Here is a 17,682-nt window from a genome sequence, read left to right as displayed (position 1 = left end):
AGTGACTTAGGGGTAGGCAACACTGGGCTGTTCGCGTCCGGTACGCGGGCCGTTACCGACCTCACAAGTGTTTGATTGCACCGCAGCAAGGCTAGAGAAAACGCTTCGGTAGCTCTGCGCATGTCGTCTCCAGCGCGCGGTCGGTCGCTTCTAAGCCGCGCGGACCAGCCACCAGGTCCAGACCAGTTCGAGCGCGATCCAATGCTGCAGGCGCTGATAGAACCCAGCGTCGAGCAGCACCTCGCCGCGGCGTGGTCCGAGCGTCAGCCAGCCCTGGTCGCGTGCGGCGGCCAGCAGCTTGTTGAGATGGGTCCGCGAGACGTCTACGCGCGGCGCCAGGATTGATGGCTGGACGGCGGTCAGGACGCCTGCCCCGTCGGTGGGGCCGCAGTTCTGCAGCAGCTCGAGCAGAAGCAGATAGCCGGACGCCCGGTCCATGAAGGCCTGGATCTCCGGGAAGCCGTCATAGAGCCTGAAGCGATGGCGCGCGAAGACTTCGACATTGCCGCCGTAGAAGGCGAGCATCACATGGCGCTGGCGGCCCCATTCGTGCGCAGGCGCGGGAAGCGGCTGCACGGTCTCCAGCGCCGCGAGCCGCGCCGCGACATTGTCGCTCTGGATGTCCAGCAGCAGCGGCAACGGTCGCAGCCGCGTCGCGCGCCCGTCGGTCGGATGGTCGTCCTGCCCGATCAGGTCAAATGACAGCAGCGTCTGGATTGCGCCCTTCACCGCCTTCGGACCCGCGAGGCCTCCGTTGGTGCAGAGCTCGATGAGTTGCGAACTCGTCGTTCCCTCGGGGCTGACGTGATCGAGATAGACGATCAGAACCGCGACCGCCCAGCCCAGCGTATGGCCGAGCCCGATATTGGCCAGGCGACGGCCGGCATGCGTCTCGATCATGCCCTGGCAGAACGCCCGGACCGCGCGATCGAAGTCCGGATGGGACCGCAAAGCCCGCGCTTCCTGATCGAGCGCGGCCCGGTCCGGCGCGGAATTAGAGTCCCTTTGTTTCATTGCGTGCATTCCTGTGGCCGATCTACTTTCCCGTAGAAATACTGTGAAACAGACCAGAAAATCGAGGGGCAGCAGATCGTGGGGACGGCTGAACTGCGTTCCGGATATCGTCCGCCGGGCGCGGGGGACGGCTGCGATCCGAGCGGTCTAATCTCATGGCTCTTTCGGGCCGGCCAGCGCGGCCTGTACTCCCTGGCAGCCTTCGCGATTATCGCCTCGACATTGGCACTTGGCTCGAGCCCAGCGCGCGCCGTCATATGCGGTGTTGCAGGCGCGACCGCGGGAGGCAGCGTGGCGTCTGTGCCGTCTGGAACGGTGATCGCGGTCAATGCTTTTCCCCCTTCCGCTGTTTACGCGATACCCATCACGGGTGGTGCGCCCGCGGGCTCTCCTACGTATCTCGGGGCGCCGGGTGCCTTCGCCTCTCAGCCGATCGTGAATGGGGCGGGAAATGACGCAGGCGCGGCTGATAGTTTGGCATGCGGAGACGGTGCAGTTGCGAATGCAGCGGCAGCAACCGCAATCGGCGCCCGTTCGGAAGCAACTGGCGGTGCCAGCACGGCGTTAGGGATCGATGCTCGCGCCAGTGCAGTAAACTCCATTGCCATTGGCTCCTCCGTCGTCAATGCAAACTCCTACAACGGCATCGCCATAGGTCAATCGGCCGGTGTACTCCCAGCAAGTAACAACGCGATTGCGCTTGGCGTCGCAGCCAGGTCGAATGGTGACAACGCCGTCGCGATCGGCACTGTTAATACGGTCAATGGGAGAAGCAGCGTCGCCTTAGGCAGCTTCAACTCACTAAACGGCATTAACTTTGTCGGTACGCCGGGCTGGGGCGACAACGTCACCGTCCTCGGCTTCAACAATCAAGCCGCAAGGACGGCTAATGCGTCAGGCAGCGCCATCGTCGGCAATAGCAACGTGGTCAACGCCCAGAACGCGATCGCGATCGGCAACAACACGTTCGTGACTGGCGATACTTCAGTAACGATCGGCTTCGGCGCGGAGTCGTCTGGTCTCAGCGCGATCGCGATCGGCAATGGCGCTACGTCCGCCGCCAGCTCGGCGGTGGTCGGCGCCGGCGCCACCGACAACAGTTTCGCCAATGCTGCGGTCTACGGCGCCGGTGCCCAGGTCGGCGCGGCCGGCAACGTTGCGATCGGCAGCGGTGCCAACGCGGCCGGCGCCAATTCTGTCGCGATCGGCCAGGGTTCGGTGGCGAGCGCAGCCAATACCGTGTCCGTCGGAGCGGCGGGAAGCGAGCGGCGTGTGACCAACGTGGCCGCCGGCGTTAGCCAGACCGATGCCGTCAACGTCTCGCAGCTCAGCAGCGTGGCTGCGGGTGTCCAGACCCAGATCACCGGCCTGCAGACGCAGATCACCGGAATACAAACGCAGATCAACGGGCTGCAAAGCCAGATCAGCCAGGCCAATTCCGGCATCGCGATGGCGATGGCGATGGGCGGCGGCTTCCTGCCCGACAACAAGCGTTTTGCGCTCGCGACCAATTACGGCACCTTTGCCGGCCAGAGCGCGGTTGCGATGACCGCGCTGGCGCGGATCTCCGACAACGTCGTGCTGTCGGGATCGGCGAGCTACGGCATGCGCGCCGAAGGCGGCCAGTTCGGAGGACGCGTCGGCGTGCAGGTGGCGTGGTAGATCGTCGCCCGATCGTTGCTGCTGGCTCGGAACGGCGCTGCCGCTGGCTGCTGACCGGGTTGGCCGTCATGCTCGATCCGGGCTTAGTCCTCGCGCAGGGCGCACCACCGCCAGCGCCACCACCCGTTCAACAACAGCAGCCGGTCCCACAACAGGTCGCGCCTCAGCCGCAGCCCCAACCGTCGCCGCAATGGATGCAGATGCCGCGGATGCAGCTCGAGCGGCAATATGCTGGCCCGCTGCAGGACACCATCGTGCAGCGCTGGCGCGATCCGGCGGACGGGTCGGTCTGCTACATCTATCTGCCGATCACCGTGCAGCATTCGCCGCCGACGTCTGCCGGCTTCGTACAGTATGGCGGCAACGCGATCGGGACCATCTCCTGCTTTGCAGGCCCCGCGCCATCGCCGCCGCGCGCTGCTGCTCTGCCCCGTCCCGCGCCGCAGCAACGGGCTGCGCAATAATCGCGATCGCGATCAGCCGAACGACGGACCGCGCCGGTCCCCCACAAAAAACGCCCCGGTCTCCCGGGGCGTTCGTAGTCCTGATGAGCTGTCGGGCCGGTGACGCGGCGGCCTTCTCAGCCGTGCCTTCAATCGCTGGCCGCAGCGCGACCGGCCGCACCCGTCGATGCGCTGCCCTCGCCGCCTGCCGCCGCACGCAGTACGGTCTCTGCCTGCAGGAGTGAAGTTGTGGCTGTGCTCATATTCGCGCTCCTGGTGTGGCGGATGGTCACAGTTGCGGGCCGACCACGAACCCGAAGCCTGCGGGGGGCAACGAACATCTGCCCAGTCAAATGAAGGGCGTCGGTAAATCTCATTTGCACCCCCACAAGGAGCTAGTCCCATGACGCGCAATTCCCTCAATCGTGTTTCCGCTCTCGCCGCGGCAATCTCTGCTACCTTCCTGCTGACCGCTGCCCACGCGACCGTCCCGTCCGCTGCTCCGGCCGATACGGTCGTTGGTGCTCCGGTGCAGACGGCAGGCCTTGCCTGGCGCTGCGGCAAGAACAACCCGGCCGAGTGGGGCACGTTCGGCAATGGATGCCTGAAACAGAAGCGCGCGGCTCGGCGCAATGCATCCTTCATCGGCCCGGAGCCGTCTCAGCCAGCGTGATGGGGAAACTTCATCAGACCCTGGAGGCTGGCGGCCTCCGGGGTCTCCCCTATACCAACTCGCGGCGTGACTTCTGGTTAAGTCACCGCGATCTGGCGAGGCGCGGGGCAAACCAGCCAGGTGAGACGCGTCCGACCTCATCGGTCACCGACCACGCCGTCGTCGGCGCACTTGTGCAAGCACCGTCGCCGCTGGCTCTCAGCGTTGCCATCGCACGATGATCAATGACTCGACACTTCAGCATGATTCGCCGGAACGCGGCGGGTAGCGTCGCGGTCCTGACGCGTCAACTCCACCGCGTCTTACTGATCTCAGGCAAGCATAGCGAAACGCCCCGGTCTCCCGGGGCGTCTGCGACTGCAACGAATGACCGAAGATCGACGTGCGATCAGGCGGCGGCCTTCTCGGCGGTGCCTTCGAGCACCGGCTGCTCGGCGCCTTGCGCCGACGTCGAGATCGGAATCGACCGCGGCTTCTTGGCCTCGGGGATCTCGCGCACGAGGTCGACATGGAGCAGGCCGTTCTCGAGGCTGGCGTTCTTCACCACCACGTGGTCGGCGAGCTGGAACGAGCGCTCGAACGCGCGGGCGGCGATGCCGCGATACAGCACTTCGCTCTTCTTGCCGTTCTCATTGGCGGCCTTCTCGCCCTTGATCGTCAGCGTGTTTTCCTTCGCGACGAGGGAGAGTTCGTCCTTGCCAAAGCCGGAGACGGCAACGGTGATGCGGTAGGCGTTCTCACCGGTGCGCTCGATATTGTAGGGCGGATAGCCGGGGCTGGGCTCGGCGGTCGCCTGGTCGAGCAGCGAGAACAGACGGTCGAAACCGACGGTGGAACGATAGAACGGGGTGAGATCATAGGTACGCATGGTCAAAGTCCTCCATTGAGCGACTGCTGGGCAAACCCGCCCGCCATCGGGCCGGGCTGTCGTGCAGCCGTGACGGCCTGCACCTCCCCGATATGGTTCGGACGTCTGGACGTTCAAGGGCTCCCGAAAGCAGCTCTTTTTGCCGTTCCACCCCTTGATTCCCGCACCCTTTCACCTATTCGATGGGCGCCTCATGACGCTCGTCTCGATTCCCGCCAATCCCGTTCCCGAAAACGCCACCTCCGGCACCATCAAGACCCCTGATGGCGCCGAGCTGCGCTTTGCGCGCTGGGCGCCGCCGGCTGGGCGCAAGGGCACCGTCTGCGTGTTCACCGGCCGCAGCGAGTCGATCGAGAAGTATTTCGAGACGGTGCGCGATCTGCGCGACCGCGGCTTTGCGGTCGCGATCATCGACTGGCGCGGCCAGGGCCATTCGTCGCGGCGGCTGCGCGATTCCCGCAAAGGCTACGTGCGATCGTTTTCCGACTACGAGCTCGACGTCGAGACCTTCGTCACCGAGGTCGTGCTGCCGGACTGCCCGCCGCCTTACTTCGCGCTGGCGCATTCGATGGGCGGCACCGTGCTGCTGCGGCTCGCCCATGCCGGCAAGCGCTGGTTCGACCGCATCGTGTTGTCGGCGCCGATGATCGACCTGCCGGGCAACCGCACCTCGCTGCCGGCGCGGCTGCTGCTGCGCGCGATGCGGATCGCGGGGCAGGGCGGCCGCTACGTCCCGGGCGGCAATGACGAGATGAGCGGGCTGGCGCCGTTCGTCAACAATCCGCTGACATCAGATCCCGTGCGCTACGCCCGCAACGCCGCGATCCTCGAGGAGGATCCGACGCTCGGCATCGCCTCGCCCACCGTGGCCTGGGCCGATGCCGCCTTTTCGGCGATGATGACGTTTCGCGGCATGACCTATCCGTCGCAGATCCGCCAGCCGATCCTGATGCTGGCCGCCTCCAGCGACACCGTGGTGTCGACCGCGGCGATCGAGGAGTTCGCCTATCACTTGCGCGCCGGCTCGCATCTCGTCATCGCCGGCGCCAAGCACGAGATCCTGCAGGAGCAGGACCGTTACCGCTCGCAGTTCTGGGCCGCCTTCGACGCCTTCGTCCCGGGCACGCCGCTGTTCGGTTGAGCTGATTGCCCCAAACCCGGCGTCATTCCGGGGCAAGGCCGAAAGGCCTTGAACCCGGAATCTCGAACATGGCCTGGAATTCTTTTTCAACAAGCTTGAGATTCCGGGTTCAATCGTCGACGTGCGGCCGCGCATCGCCGATTGCCCCGGAATGACGGTGAGGAAGCTTATTGAGCTCGGTCCGACCCAGGAGCAGCATCCGCCTGTTTGCTGGACACCTCATCTCCTCGCGGGCTAGACCTATCGTTCCCCTCGCTTGGTGATGATGGATCGTGAGCAAGGCGCAGAACAGGTTGCAGGCGCAGGCGCTGCAGGAGGCCATCCACGCGCTGCGTGGGCGGCAGTTCGCGCGCGCCGAGCAGATCGCCGCCTCGATCCTGCGTACCGCCAAGACCGATCGCGCCGCGCTGCTTGTCCATTCCCATGCGCTGCTCGGGCAGCAGCGCGCCGCCGAGGCGGTTGCGCCGCTGGAAAAGGCAGCGTCGCGCGGCCCCGATCCCGAGATCGAGATGCTCTTGGGCGCCGCGCTCTGCGACTCCCGGCGCGCGGCTGACGGCCTCGCGCAGCTGCGCAGGACCGCGGCGCGGCGGCCGCCGTTCCTGCCGGCGTTTCAGGAACTGGCGGGGCGGCTTGCGAAATCCGGTCAGCTCGTGGACGCGATTGGTGTCATCGAGGAGGCGCTGACGCTGGCCTCCGACAGCGTCGATCTCAAGCTCGATCTCGGACGGCTCTGCCTGCAGGCCAACCAGCGTGCGCGGGCGCGCGAGAACTTCGTCGCGGCGCGCGACGCCGCGCCCGGTCGTCCCGACATCCTGATCGAGCTCGCCTGGGTGCAGTTCCTCGACGGCGACTACGCGGACGCGGCCGGGACCTACAAGCACGCGCTGGGCCTGCGCCCCGAGGACACCCAGACCCGCGCCAATCTCGCGATGTGCCTGATGGAGCTGGGCGACCGCGCCGGCGCGGAGGCGGCGCTGCGCACGATCATGCGCGGCCGGCCGCATCTGCTCAGCCGCGCCGCCTACACGATGGCCGTCAGCTCGCACGGCCGCTTCTTCTTCCGCCCGAGCGACGCCGCGAGATTCCTCGGCGCCGACGGGGCAGGGGCCATCAAGCCCTGAACTGCTTGCGGTACAGGCCCTGCTCGCGCTTCAGGGCGTCGCGGACGCTGTGAATCTCGGCAACGTCCTCGTCGGTGAACGGCGCGGTCTGCATCGCCCAATCCTGCCGCTTCACCGGGATGCATTGCGCGACCGGCGTGCCCCTGGGCAGCACGCCACGAAATGACATGTCGTGCCAATGCGCCGGGAAATGCACGAAGCTGTCGTGAAAGCGGTCGCTGTCGACGAGCCCCGTCACGGTGGTGAACGGCAGGTCGAAGCGGTTGAGCGGATGCGTGAACAGCAGCGACCAGCCCTCCGGCGCCTCGATCGTCCACAGATTGTGAAACTTCAGCAGGAAGCGGTCGGCCTCGAACAGCGGCGAGCCCGTGACCTGCGACACGTCGTGGAAGCTGACCGGCGAGCGCGGAAAATCGATCGCCCCGCCCGGCGGCAGCTCGTTGTCCCAACTGATGCCGCCGTCCTCGACCTTGAGGTCGCAGACCAGCGGAATCAGGAAGCCGGCCGTCATCGCATCGATGAACGGCGGGCAGCGCTTGACCGTCTGCTCGTCCGCCTGGTTGAGCTGACTGAACGCGGTGGCCGGCATCGCCTTGACCCAGTCGGGAATGCCCATCGGCGCCGGCACCGGCGGTGGGATCAGGCCGTCGAGCTCCCGCGGGCAGCGGAATTTCAGCGTGAGGGCATCAGTCTCGGACATCGGCGCCGCGGCTCTCCTGTGGTCGACAGGAGAGGTCTACGCCTCCGGCGCCGAAACGCCAACCCGCCGCTATTTGGTCGAGAGCACCTCGCCGAACCGCTCCCACTGCTTGCCGGTGAAGCGCATGAACTGCACCTGCTCGACCGGCAGGTGGTCGCCCTCCGATGTGCTGACCCTGATGCCCGGCAGCAGCATCGGCAGCTCCAGATCCTTGATCGACAGCGCCTGCTTCAGGATGTTCTCGCGCGACAGGTCGTTGCCGGCGGCCTTCAGCACGTGCTCCAGCACCATGCCGTTGTTGTAGCCGTTGACGTAGTTGGAATCGCGGATGTCGCCGTCGGGGACGTATTTCGCCATGTACTCGCGCCAGCCCTTGACGCCGGCATCATCGGCCCAGGCCGGATCGAGCGGGTCCTTGACGTAGGCGGTCGAGATGATGCCGGTGCCGGCTTCGAGCCCGGCCGGCTCCATCACCGAGGACATCCACACCGAGACATTGGTGAGGAACGTCATCGGCCGCCAATTGATCTCGAAGGTCTTGCGGATCGCCTGCGCGGCGAATTTCGGCGTCGCGGCGATGATCAGCGCGTCGGCGCCGCTCGATTTCAGCTTTACGATCTGCGAGTCGATGGTCGGCTCGGTCGACTCATAGCTTGCCACCGTCACCGCCGTGTCGAAGCGCTCGCCGAGCACGTCCTTCAGCCCGGCAAGATAGTCGCGGCCGAAATCGTCGTTCTGCGCGAGGATCGCGAATGTCGCGTCCGGCTTCTTTTGCAGCGCGTAGCGCGCATACATCCGCGCCTCGTTGCGGAACGGCGCCATCACGCCCATCAGCGCGAACGGAAACTGTGCGGGGTCGCCGAACTTCGAGGCGCCGGAGGCCACGAACAGCTGCGGCACCTTCTTGGCCGATAGATATTTGGCGATGGCGGTGTTGTGCGCGGTGCCCATGGTCGAGAAGATGAAGGAGACTTCGTCGCTCTCGACCAGCCGCCGCGTCTGCTCGACCGTCTTCGGCGGCACATAGCTGTCGTCGAGCGATATCAGATTGACCTTGCGGCCGTTGATGCCGCCGCGGTCGTTGACCATCTTGAAATAGGCCACCTCGCCCTTGCCGAGGATGCCGAAGGCGGACACCGGCCCGCTATAGGGCATGGTCTGGCCGATGCGGATTTCGCTCGCGGTGATGCCGGGCTGATCCTCGGCGCGCGCGCCAGGCGCCAGCACCGACGACATGACCACCAGACCTGCGGCTGCGATGACGCTTCGCATGGACTCCTCCCCTGAAGGCCGCTCGATCGGCGGCGTTTTGTTGGCAGCATAGGCTTGCCTCCGCGTCCGTCGCAAACAAAAAATATATTTTTGTATGAAAATCTATTTTTCGAGTCTGTTATGGTCGCGCACGATGCCATCGAGTCCTCCCATGTCCGGAAGCGCGACCCAGACCGTCTATGAGCAATTGCGTGCCAGCCTGCTCTCCGGCCTCTACCGGCCGGAGGAGAAGCTGAAGATCAGCGAGCTCGGCTCGGCGTTCTCGGTCAGTCCCGGGGCGATCCGCGAGGCGCTGGCGCGGCTGACGGCGGAGGGGCTGGTGACGGCGATGCCGCAGCGCGGCTTCCGCGTGGCGCCGGTGTCGGTCGCCGATCTCCGTGATCTCACCGAGATGCGTATCGAGATCGAGACCAAGTGCCTGCGCCGGGCGATCGCCAACGGCGATCTCGCCTGGGAGACGGCCGTGGTTGCCGCCCATCACCGCATGGCGGCGACGCCGATCGCCGCCGCCGACGGCAGCTTCTCGCCGGCCTGGACCATCGCGCATGGCGAGTTTCACGCCGCGCTCGCCCAGGCCTGCGGCAGCGTGTGGATGATGCGGGTGCGCGATCTCCTGTTCGTCCACAATGAGCGCTATCTGGACCTCGCCCGCAAGGCCGATCGCGGTCATCGCGACGTCGCGCGAGAGCACCGCGACCTGATGGAGGCGGCGCTGGCCCGCGACACCGAGCGGGCGGTAAATGTCATGACGGCGCATCTCGGCAAGACCCGGGACACGATCGAAGCGGCGCTGCTCGCGTCCGCCGCGCTGAGCGCGGCGAGGTGAGGGCGATGACAGCGCGGCCGCGGACTGTGCTCCGGCGGCTCTCGCGCAACGCGCCGGCTTGCGTCATCCTGCCCCCGCCGCGCCTGACCAGCATGCGTGCGACCGACCTCTGCGGCCCCTGCGCGTCACGGGCTGTAGGACGCCAACGAATGAGATGACCATGCGGGACCAGCGCGAATCTCTGAGGGCCCTTCAGGACTGGTACGCCGCCCAATGCGACGGCCAGTGGGACCCGCTGTCCGGAATCCGGATCGGGACCCTGGACAGTCCAGGGTGGTCGCTCCGGATCGACCTCTCATCCACCGGTTTGGCCGGGCGGCCGTTCACCGAGGTGAAGGTTCAGGGCGATGACGATGACGATTGGTGCCACTGCCGCATCCGCAGCGAGGTGTTCGAGGCCTTTTGCGGTCCCGACCATCTCGTCGATGTGATCGCGATCTTCCTGGCCTGGGCGGTTGCGGCCGCGCGGAATGCCGCGCACTGAGCGCAACACTCGCGCGTCCCGCGGCGACGCAAAGGGTGCATTCTGCGACCAGGATGGACAGCAGCGCTGCCGGGATTTCTGGTGACCGATCGGGTTAGCCGGCATATGATACCGTTAAACGTCGCCAGTAAGTCCGGAGAGGCCGCCTCGTGGATCGGTCGGAAAAGTATCGTTCGTTCTATGCCAAGTTGATCTGCGCCGCCGCGAAACACGATGATGCTCGCCTCGAGGAGGCGTTTCGCGCGGTCAGGCGCGAGCCCTTTGCAGGACCGGGTCCCTGGTGGATGATCATCGGCGGCCATCCCTATGTGCAGACGCCCGACGATGATCCGGCGTTTCTGTACCAGAACCTGCTGCTCGCTCTGGACCATGAGCGCGGCATCAACATCGGCCAGCCCGCCGCGCACGCGCTCTGGCTCGGCGCCTGCAAGATCAAGCCGGCGGATACCGTGGTGCAGATCGGGGTTGGCAGCGGCTACTACACAGCCATCCTCGCGCAACTGGTCGGTCCCCAAGGTCAAGTCTACGGCTATGAGATCGACGAGGCGATGGCGGCGCGGGCGCGCGAGAACCTGAAGGACCTGTCGAACGTCGGGCTGCGCACACAATCCGGCGCCGAGGCGGAGCTGCCGCCGGCCGACGTCATCTACGTCTGCGCCGGGGCGGCGAAGCCAAGCCCGAGCTGGCTGAACAGCCTGCGGCCTGGGGGACGCCTGCTTTTCCCGCTGGCGCCACAGGACGTGTTCGGCGGCATGCTGCTGATCACCCGTCCCAGCACGGGCGCGGCGTGGCCGGCCACGTTCGTCAGCCGCGCCGGATTCATCGGCTGCGTCGGCCTTCAGGACGACGAGGGAGGCCGTCGCTTGAGTGAAGCCTTCTCCGGCAGATGGGACGCCGTACGCTCGCTCCATCTCGATGATGCGCCCGATGAGAGCTGCTGGTTCGCGGGTGACGGCTGGTGGCTGTCGACCAGAGAGGTGACCGTTCCAGGGACGGACTAATTCGACTGCATCGGAAGCAGCCGAACGGTTACCATGCCACCGTCGTGCCGGGCGGGTGCACCGGCAAAGACGTGCATCATCACCAGCAAGCGCGTCCTGCGCGCGCCAGCAGTCCACCCCTGCTGCCGGCATCGCGATCTCCAGGCGGGAGAGCTGCACGATACTCACATTTTTCGTGCGCCCGCATACCGCGCGTAGCTCATCAATTTCAACCACCCCCCCCCGTCAGCGTTAAGCAGGCTTCATGCTGGCCGCCTTGCGCATTCAAGGATGCATTCACCACGCGCTATGCGGCCAGCTCCCTTCTCGATGCCCGGAAACTTCCCGGTAACGCGCCCTCCCTCTAGTGATGCGCATTGATATTTCCAGGAGGAGACATTCATGTTGAAGATGATCGCGCGAAAACTACTTGGTCCCCACGCCCTCAATTCCGGCTTCGGCCTGGTGACGATGTTCGCACTTACCGGCGTCGTCGCGTCTCTCGTGCTGGTCCAGCACGGTGTCAATCTCAGCCCGCCTGCGATGTTCTGATCCGCTGTCGCCACGATCGTGCTCCCAGTTCACGGAAGGATCTGGGAGACACGCCGAAGATCCTTGGTCTCTGGCGACGCAGGCTCCAAAGCCGCGCATCGCGCGACTGATTTGCCCGACAGGCGGGCGTTGCGAAAACCTGTCCAGCCCTACGACGAAAAATATTCTGATTTACAGAATTAAAAGCTCGTGTAGTCTGTGCGCGTCCGGTCTCCGCGAGGAGGGGCGTATCGCGGTCGTCACGAGCGTGGGAGGCTGGACGCGGTGGGCGCGGTGGGTCGCAGCGTGAGCAATCATGCCGACGAACGATCCGCTGCGCACGATGAAATCGCGTGGTCCTGACGCCCCGATGCTGGCGTCAAGCTCGCTGCGCTGTCTTGACGAAGCGCGCGGGCGACGGTGGCTAAGAGCCGGACACCGGGGAGATCGCGTATAACTCGTAAAGCCACCGCGCAGGGAAGGCCGGGTCTGTCCGGCTGAACCTGTGGTTCCTGCCCCGTGCATTCTTTTTCCGCACGGGGGCCACGGGCCTCAGTCGAGGTCCGGCCTTCCCTGCGCCCTCCCGTGATCAGCGGAGGGTGATGATGCGCAAAGCTCGGGCCATTCTGGTCGCGAGAGCGCGATCCCGTGTGTTATGCTGTTTGACATCCGTGTAGTATGTCCATGTGTAATAGCGTTGTCCTCACATGTGAGGACAGGCGTTGGAAATGAGCGCGCTGCTCGTGAATGCGCCCTCTCCCCCAAGGCGAAGCTTCGCTTCGCCTTGGGGGAGAGGGCGCTGTATCGGGCAGCGAGTGGTATGGCCTCAGCCCGCCTTCTTGCCGCGCGATCCGATCAGCTCGGCGACCAGCGGGTTCGGGTAGCGACGCTGCTGGCTGACGGCGAAGAACTGCTCCTTCAGGGCGCCGAGCCGCGCGCGCTCGACCAGCACGCCGGTGCGCAGTTCATCGATCACGACGATCGACGGCACCAGGGTGACGCTGCCGCTCTCGCGCGCCATCAGGCGCAGCATCGCCATGTCGTCGACCTCGGCGGCGATGATCGGGCGGATGCCGCTCGACCCCACCAACGCATCGAAGGCCGAGCGCAGCGCGCTGCCGCGGCCGGGCAGGATCACCGGCATCGTCGCGAGGTCCTGCGGAAAGCGAAAGCGGGCGGGCTTGGACGGCTTGCGGCTGACCAGGCTGACGCGCTGCTCGTCGATCAGCGTATTCTCGAAACTGCTGCGCGTATCCGGCGCCGCCGGGTGGTTGGCGAGCACGAGGTCGAGCTTGTGCGCATCGAGCTGCTCCAGCAGGTCGGCGAACTGGCCGGTGCGGATGATGAGCTCGACATCGCTACGGCCGAGCAGGGGCCGCAGGAACGCGATCTGGAAGTTGCGCGACAGATTGGCCGCCGCGCCTACCCGCAGCAACTGCCGTCCGGGCCGCAGGCCTGACAAGGCCTCGATCAGCTCGTGGCCGGACTTGAACACGCTGCCGGCGTAGTCGAGCGCGATGCGGCCGGCCTCGGTCAGCTGCAATGAGCGACCGGTGCGCTCGAACAGCTTCTGTCCGAGCTGATCCTCCAGCGCTTTCAACTGGATCGACAGCGAGGACGGCGACACGTTGAGGCGCTGCGCGGCGCGGCTCATGCTGCCTTCGGTGGCGATGATCCAGAAATAGCGCAGGTGGTGGTAGTTCAGGTGCGGCATGATATCGTTCTATAATCTCTAACGATCGTGTTCAATGATTGAAATTTTAAGAAGGCTTCGGGGCCGGTAAGACGTGGGGCCACCGTCTCATGTGATCAATCGTCCGAGCCCCCATGACCCAGCTTCTCCCCTGCCTCGCGGCGCTCGCGCCGCTCACGCTCTGTGTTGCCGCGTTCGCCGGCACCGATGCCGGCGCCCGGACCGTCGCCCGCCGCGCGATAGGGGCGGCGGCCGTGGCCTTCGCCATTGCCGTCACCGCGAGCCTCGCCGCAGCATTGTTCGGGGCAGGGCGGACGCCGCTGCTCGGGGCCTTCGGGCTCGGCCTGTCGCTGCAGCTCGATGCGTTGGCTGCGATCCTCATCGTGCTGGTCAGCTTCATCGGCCTCGTCGTCGTGCGCTACAGCCGCAACTATCTCGACGGCGATCCGGGGCAGGTCCGGTTCATGCGGTGGCTGCTGCTGACGCTGGCCGCCGTGTTGACGCTGCCGATCGCGGGCAACATGGTCGTGCTGTTCGTCGCCTGGGTCGCAACCAGCCTGTCGCTCGGCAAGCTGCTGCTGTTCTACGACACGCGGCCGGCGGCGATCCGCGCCTCTCGCAAGAAGTTCGTGGCCAGCCGGCTCGGCGACGCCTTCCTCGCGCTTGCCGCGTTGCTGCTCTACATCCGGTTCGGCACGCTCGAGCTCGGCGGCCTCGCTGCCCAGGCGCGCGCCGGCGAGGGAGCTGGATCGGCCGTCGTCACGATCGCGGCGCTGCTGATCGTCGCGACCGCGATGCTGAAGTCGGCGCAGCTGCCGCTGCATGGCTGGCTGATCGAGGTGATGGAGACGCCGACGCCGGTGTCGGCGCTGCTGCATGCCGGCATCATCAATGCCGGCGGCTTCCTGGTGCTCCGGCTCAGCGACGTGCTGCTGCTGGCAACACCGGCGCTCGACGTGCTCGCGGTCGTCGGCGGCGCCACCGCGCTGTTCGGCTCCCTGGTGATGCTGACGCAGACTTCGGTCAAGGTGCAGCTGGCTTATTCCACCGTCGCGCAGATGGGCTTCATGCTGCTGCAATGCGGCCTCGGCGCGTTCTCCGCGGCGCTGCTGCACATCGTGGCGCACTCGCTCTACAAGGCGCACGCCTTCCTGTCCTCGGGCAGCATCATCGATCTCGCCCGGGCGTCGTGGACGCCGAGCCCCGGCGGCCAGCCGCATGCGGCACGGCTGATCCTGGCGCTGGCCGCCGTGATCGGTCTCGCGCTGCTGACCGGGCTCGCCTTCGGCATGACCTTGCGCAGCAACCCCGCGCAGATCGCGCTCGGCGCGGTGCTGCTGATGGGGCTGGTGCATCTGATGGCCAATGCCATCGACGAGCGGCCGAACGGCTTCGTCATCGCCCGCGCCGCAGTCACCGCCGTCGGTGTCGCGATCGTGTACTTCGCGCTGCAGACGGGCATGGCCTGGCTGGTGGCCGGCAGCTTCCCCGCCTCGCGCCCGATCGACGGCGTCGTGCCGATGCTGATCGCGGTCGCCGTCGTGGTCTCGTTCGCGGCAGTCACCGTGTTCCAGAACCAGATGATGCGCCGTGCCGATGCACCGTTCTGGATCGCAGCTTACGTCCACCTGCGCAACGGCCTCTATCTCAACACGCTCGCCAACCGTCTCGTGCTGACGGTCTGGCCCCGCACCTCCACCTCCTCGCCGTCCAACCCGTGATCCGAGATTTCCCATGACCCAGGCCGCCTTTGCCATGACGACGACGGACCCGATCGACACCGCCGCCGATGCCGCGCTGATGGCCCGCATCGACAGCGCCTGCCAGCGGGTCGCGCCGCTGTGGCCGCTGAAGCATTTCGTCGCGGTGAACCCATTCCTCGGCTTCACCTCGCAGAGCTTCGCCGCGACGGCGGCGACCTTCGAGCGCGTGGTGCGCACGCGGATGCTGATGCCGCGGGCCTACTACCGGCAGGCGCTGGACGAGGGCCGGATCGACGATGCAGCGCTGGCGCAGGCGCTCGCGCTGCATCCCTCGACCGGCCTCGATGTCGAGGCGCTGAAGCAGAAGGCGCGCGCCGAGGCCGGGCTGTCATCGCCGCCCGCCGTGGTGGCGACCGTGGCCGAGGTGCTCGACCGGCTCGCCGAGGGCGATCGCTACGTCTCGCTGGTCGCCTTCATGATCGACGAGATCTCGGCGTTCTGCGCCACCTATTTCGACGAGGGCCAGGCGAGCTGGCCGAGCCCGGTGCGCAAGCTGAAGCCGTATGCGGCGTGGCGGACGCTGGCGGCCTGCGACCGCAATCCGGAAATGATGGGGCTCACCGGCTTCCGCAAGGCGATCGCCGAACTGCCGTCCGACCCGGTGCAGGCGATCGGGCTGATCGTCGACCGGCTGGGCATCCCCGAGCGGGCGGTCGAGGACTATCTGGTGCGCGCGCTGTTCGATCTCGGCGGCTGGTCGGCCTATGCGCGCTACATCGGCTGGAGCGCGCAGCTCGACGGCCAGCGGGACGAGACGCTCACGGAGCTGCTGGCGATCCGGCTCGCTTGGGGCTTCGCGCTGTTCCAGGCGCGCACTGATGACGCCTTCAAGGCGGCCTGGGCGCAGGCCATGGCGGAGGCGGCAAAGCTGCCGGCCGACCATCGGCTTGACGCGACGCCGGAGCTCGCGATCGATCTCGTCCTGCACGAGGCCTATGAGATCGCGTTCCGGAGCAAGGTCGTCGCCAGGCTCGCCGCGCACAGCACGCAGGCGGCGATCGCGCGGCTGCCGGCGCGGCCGCCGGTGCAGGCCGCGTTCTGCATCGACGTGCGCTCCGAGATCTTCCGGCGGGCGCTGGAGACGGCCTATCCCGAGGCCGAGACCATCGGCTTCGCCGGATTCTTCGGCTTCCCGATCGAATACGTCCCGATCGGTCACAACAAGGGTGGCGCGCAGTGTCCGGTGCTGCTCAAGCCCGCCTTCATCGTCTGCGAGGCGGTCAAGGACGCCGACGATGTCGAGCAGGCCGAGGTGCTCGGCCTGCGGCTGTTGCGGCGGCGCGCGGCCAAGGCGTGGAAGTCGTTCAAGGTCTCGGCCGTGTCGTCGTTCTCCTTCGTCGAGACCGCCGGCCTCGGCTTCGCCGCCAAGATCGCGACCGACAGCCTGGGCGTGACGCGGCCCGTGCCGTCGCCGGTGGTGGATGGACTCGATCCGGAGATCGCCGCGCGGGTCCAGCCGCGGTTGACGCCGGGCGAGCTCGGCGGGCGGATCACCGGCTTCAACGACGCGCAGCGCGTCGCGATGGCCGAGGCGGTGCTGAAGGCGATGTCGATGACCGGGCCGTTCGCGCGGCTGGTGCTGCTCGCCGGACATGGCAGCACGACCGTCAACAATCCGCACGCCTCCGGGCTCGATTGCGGCGCCTGCGGTGGTCACACCGGCGAAGCCAATGCGCGAGTGGCGGCGGCCGTGCTGAATGATTGGCGCGTCCGCGAGGGGCTGCGGGCCAAGGGCATCGACATCCCCGCCGATTGCTGGTTCATCGGCGCGCTGCACGACACCACGACCGACACGGTGACGCTGTTCGACGAGGATGAGGTTCCCGCGGTGTTCGCGCAGGATCTGTCGCGGCTCAAGGCGCGGCTGAACGACGCCGCGCGGCTGGCGCGGCTCGAGCGTAGCGCGCTGCTCGGCATCCGCGACACATCCGATGTCGACGACGCCGTGATCGCGCGCAGCCGCGACTGGTCGCAGGTGCGGCCCGAATGGGGGCTCGCCGGCAACGCCGCCTTCATCGCCGCGCCGCGGGGCTTTACCCGGGGGCTCGATCTCGGCGGCCGCGCCTTCCTGCACTCCTACGAGGCGGCGCGCGACGAAGGCCATCGCACGCTCGAGCTGATCATGACGGCGCCGATGGTGGTCGCGAGCTGGATCAATCTCCAATACTACGGCTCGACCGTGAACAACGCAGCCTTCGGCAGCGGCAACAAGGTGCTGCACAACATCGTCGGCCAGCTCGGTGTGCTCGAAGGCAATGCCGGCGATCTCAGGGTCGGGCTGCCCTGGCAGTCCGTGCATGACGGCAGCCGCTTCATCCATGAGCCGGTGCGTCTGAACGTCTTCATCGCGGCGCCGGAGGCCGCGATGGACGAGGTGATGCAGCGCCATCAGGGCGTGCGCGATCTCGTGGTCAATGGCTGGGTGATGCTGCATTCCCTCGGCGATCAGGGAACGATCCGGCGCTGCGTCCGCCCCGGCGACTGGAGGGCTGCATGAATGCGGCGGCGCGC

General features: G+C 66.7%; 16 protein-coding genes. 11 read left to right on the top strand and 5 right to left on the bottom strand.

The window, feature by feature from the left end:
- Positions 1-150 precede the first annotated feature (150 nt).
- Entirely contained in the window at positions 151-1,014 is an 864-nt protein-coding gene (locus tag ACQR0Z_RS26995) for a hypothetical protein (RefSeq protein WP_434920655.1), read from the bottom strand.
- Positions 1,015-1,305: 291 nt separating this feature from the next.
- Here ACQR0Z_RS26995 and ACQR0Z_RS26990 point away from each other — a divergent pair, with 291 nt between their 5' ends.
- From ACQR0Z_RS26990 to ACQR0Z_RS26980, 3 genes are all read left to right on the top strand, one after another.
- The gene (locus ACQR0Z_RS26990; RefSeq protein ID WP_434920654.1) at positions 1,306-2,676 is read left to right on the top strand and encodes a YadA family autotransporter adhesin; all 1,371 of its coding nucleotides are present in this window, start codon (positions 1,306-1,308) and stop codon (positions 2,674-2,676) included.
- A gap of 200 nt (positions 2,677-2,876) precedes the next feature.
- A complete protein-coding gene (locus ACQR0Z_RS26985; RefSeq protein ID WP_434861581.1) occupies positions 2,877-3,140 on the top strand; it encodes a hypothetical protein in 264 nt (87 codons plus the stop codon).
- 382 nt (positions 3,141-3,522) lie between these two features.
- On the top strand, positions 3,523-3,792 hold the full coding sequence (locus ACQR0Z_RS26980; protein WP_434920653.1) for a hypothetical protein: 270 nt from the start codon (positions 3,523-3,525) through the stop codon (positions 3,790-3,792).
- Between the two features lie 388 nt (positions 3,793-4,180).
- Here ACQR0Z_RS26980 and ACQR0Z_RS26975 read toward each other — a convergent pair whose 3' ends face one another.
- Positions 4,181-4,660, bottom strand: a complete 480-nt coding sequence (locus tag ACQR0Z_RS26975; protein ID WP_434861579.1) for an Hsp20 family protein — start codon at positions 4,658-4,660, stop codon at positions 4,181-4,183.
- A gap of 193 nt (positions 4,661-4,853) precedes the next feature.
- On the opposite strand from ACQR0Z_RS26975, the gene ACQR0Z_RS26970 reads away from it, so the two are divergent.
- Together ACQR0Z_RS26970 and ACQR0Z_RS26965 are read left to right on the top strand one after the other, a co-directional pair.
- Positions 4,854-5,801: an alpha/beta fold hydrolase gene (locus ACQR0Z_RS26970; RefSeq protein ID WP_434879380.1), complete on the top strand. Its 948-nt coding sequence runs from the start codon at positions 4,854-4,856 to the stop codon at positions 5,799-5,801.
- 272 nt (positions 5,802-6,073) lie between these two features.
- A complete protein-coding gene (locus ACQR0Z_RS26965) occupies positions 6,074-6,922 on the top strand; it encodes a tetratricopeptide repeat protein (RefSeq protein ID WP_434920652.1) in 849 nt (282 codons plus the stop codon).
- Here ACQR0Z_RS26965 and ACQR0Z_RS26960 read toward each other — a convergent pair.
- A complete protein-coding gene (locus ACQR0Z_RS26960) occupies positions 6,912-7,622 on the bottom strand; it encodes a hypothetical protein (protein ID WP_434920651.1) in 711 nt (236 codons plus the stop codon). The two genes, ACQR0Z_RS26965 and ACQR0Z_RS26960, sit on opposite strands and share 11 nt — an antisense overlap.
- Positions 7,623-7,691: 69 nt before the next feature.
- Complete coding sequence (locus ACQR0Z_RS26955) at positions 7,692-8,894, bottom strand: ABC transporter substrate-binding protein (RefSeq protein ID WP_434920650.1); 1,203 nt, start codon at positions 8,892-8,894, stop codon at positions 7,692-7,694.
- 151 nt (positions 8,895-9,045) lie between these two features.
- On the opposite strand from ACQR0Z_RS26955, the gene ACQR0Z_RS26950 reads away from it, so the two are divergent.
- The 4 genes from ACQR0Z_RS26950 to ACQR0Z_RS26935 all read left to right on the top strand — a co-directional run bounded on the left by ACQR0Z_RS26950 (position 9,046) and on the right by ACQR0Z_RS26935 (position 11,736).
- Positions 9,046-9,720, top strand: a complete 675-nt coding sequence (locus ACQR0Z_RS26950) for a GntR family transcriptional regulator (RefSeq protein WP_434861574.1) — start codon at positions 9,046-9,048, stop codon at positions 9,718-9,720.
- Between the two features lie 160 nt (positions 9,721-9,880).
- The gene (locus ACQR0Z_RS26945; protein WP_434920649.1) at positions 9,881-10,204 is read left to right on the top strand and encodes an immunity 53 family protein; all 324 of its coding nucleotides are present in this window, start codon (positions 9,881-9,883) and stop codon (positions 10,202-10,204) included.
- 149 nt (positions 10,205-10,353) lie between these two features.
- A complete protein-coding gene (locus tag ACQR0Z_RS26940; RefSeq protein ID WP_434920648.1) occupies positions 10,354-11,205 on the top strand; it encodes a protein-L-isoaspartate O-methyltransferase family protein in 852 nt (283 codons plus the stop codon).
- A gap of 381 nt (positions 11,206-11,586) precedes the next feature.
- A complete protein-coding gene (locus ACQR0Z_RS26935; protein ID WP_172132221.1) occupies positions 11,587-11,736 on the top strand; it encodes a hypothetical protein in 150 nt (49 codons plus the stop codon).
- Between the two features lie 805 nt (positions 11,737-12,541).
- Here the strand turns inward: ACQR0Z_RS26935 and ACQR0Z_RS26930 are convergent.
- Positions 12,542-13,429 carry a LysR family transcriptional regulator gene (locus ACQR0Z_RS26930; RefSeq protein WP_434920647.1) on the bottom strand — a complete coding sequence of 296 codons (888 nt, stop codon included), beginning with the start codon at positions 13,427-13,429 and terminating at the stop codon, positions 12,542-12,544.
- 113 nt (positions 13,430-13,542) lie between these two features.
- On the opposite strand from ACQR0Z_RS26930, the gene ACQR0Z_RS26925 reads away from it, so the two are divergent.
- Positions 13,543-15,129 carry an NADH-quinone oxidoreductase subunit L gene (locus ACQR0Z_RS26925; RefSeq protein ID WP_434920646.1) on the top strand — a complete coding sequence of 529 codons (1,587 nt, stop codon included), beginning with the start codon at positions 13,543-13,545 and terminating at the stop codon, positions 15,127-15,129.
- Between the two features lie 13 nt (positions 15,130-15,142).
- Complete coding sequence (locus tag ACQR0Z_RS26920) at positions 15,143-17,668, top strand: YbcC family protein (RefSeq protein ID WP_434920645.1); 2,526 nt, start codon at positions 15,143-15,145, stop codon at positions 17,666-17,668.
- Positions 17,669-17,682: the final 14 nt, after the last annotated feature.

Origin of the sequence: Bradyrhizobium sp. HKCCYLS3077 (genome assembly GCF_051167555.1) — a bacterium.
Taxonomy (GTDB): Bacteria; Pseudomonadota; Alphaproteobacteria; order Rhizobiales; family Xanthobacteraceae; genus Bradyrhizobium.
Note: the sequence above shows the minus strand (reverse complement) of the source record. Positions and strands in the feature narration are given on the sequence as shown.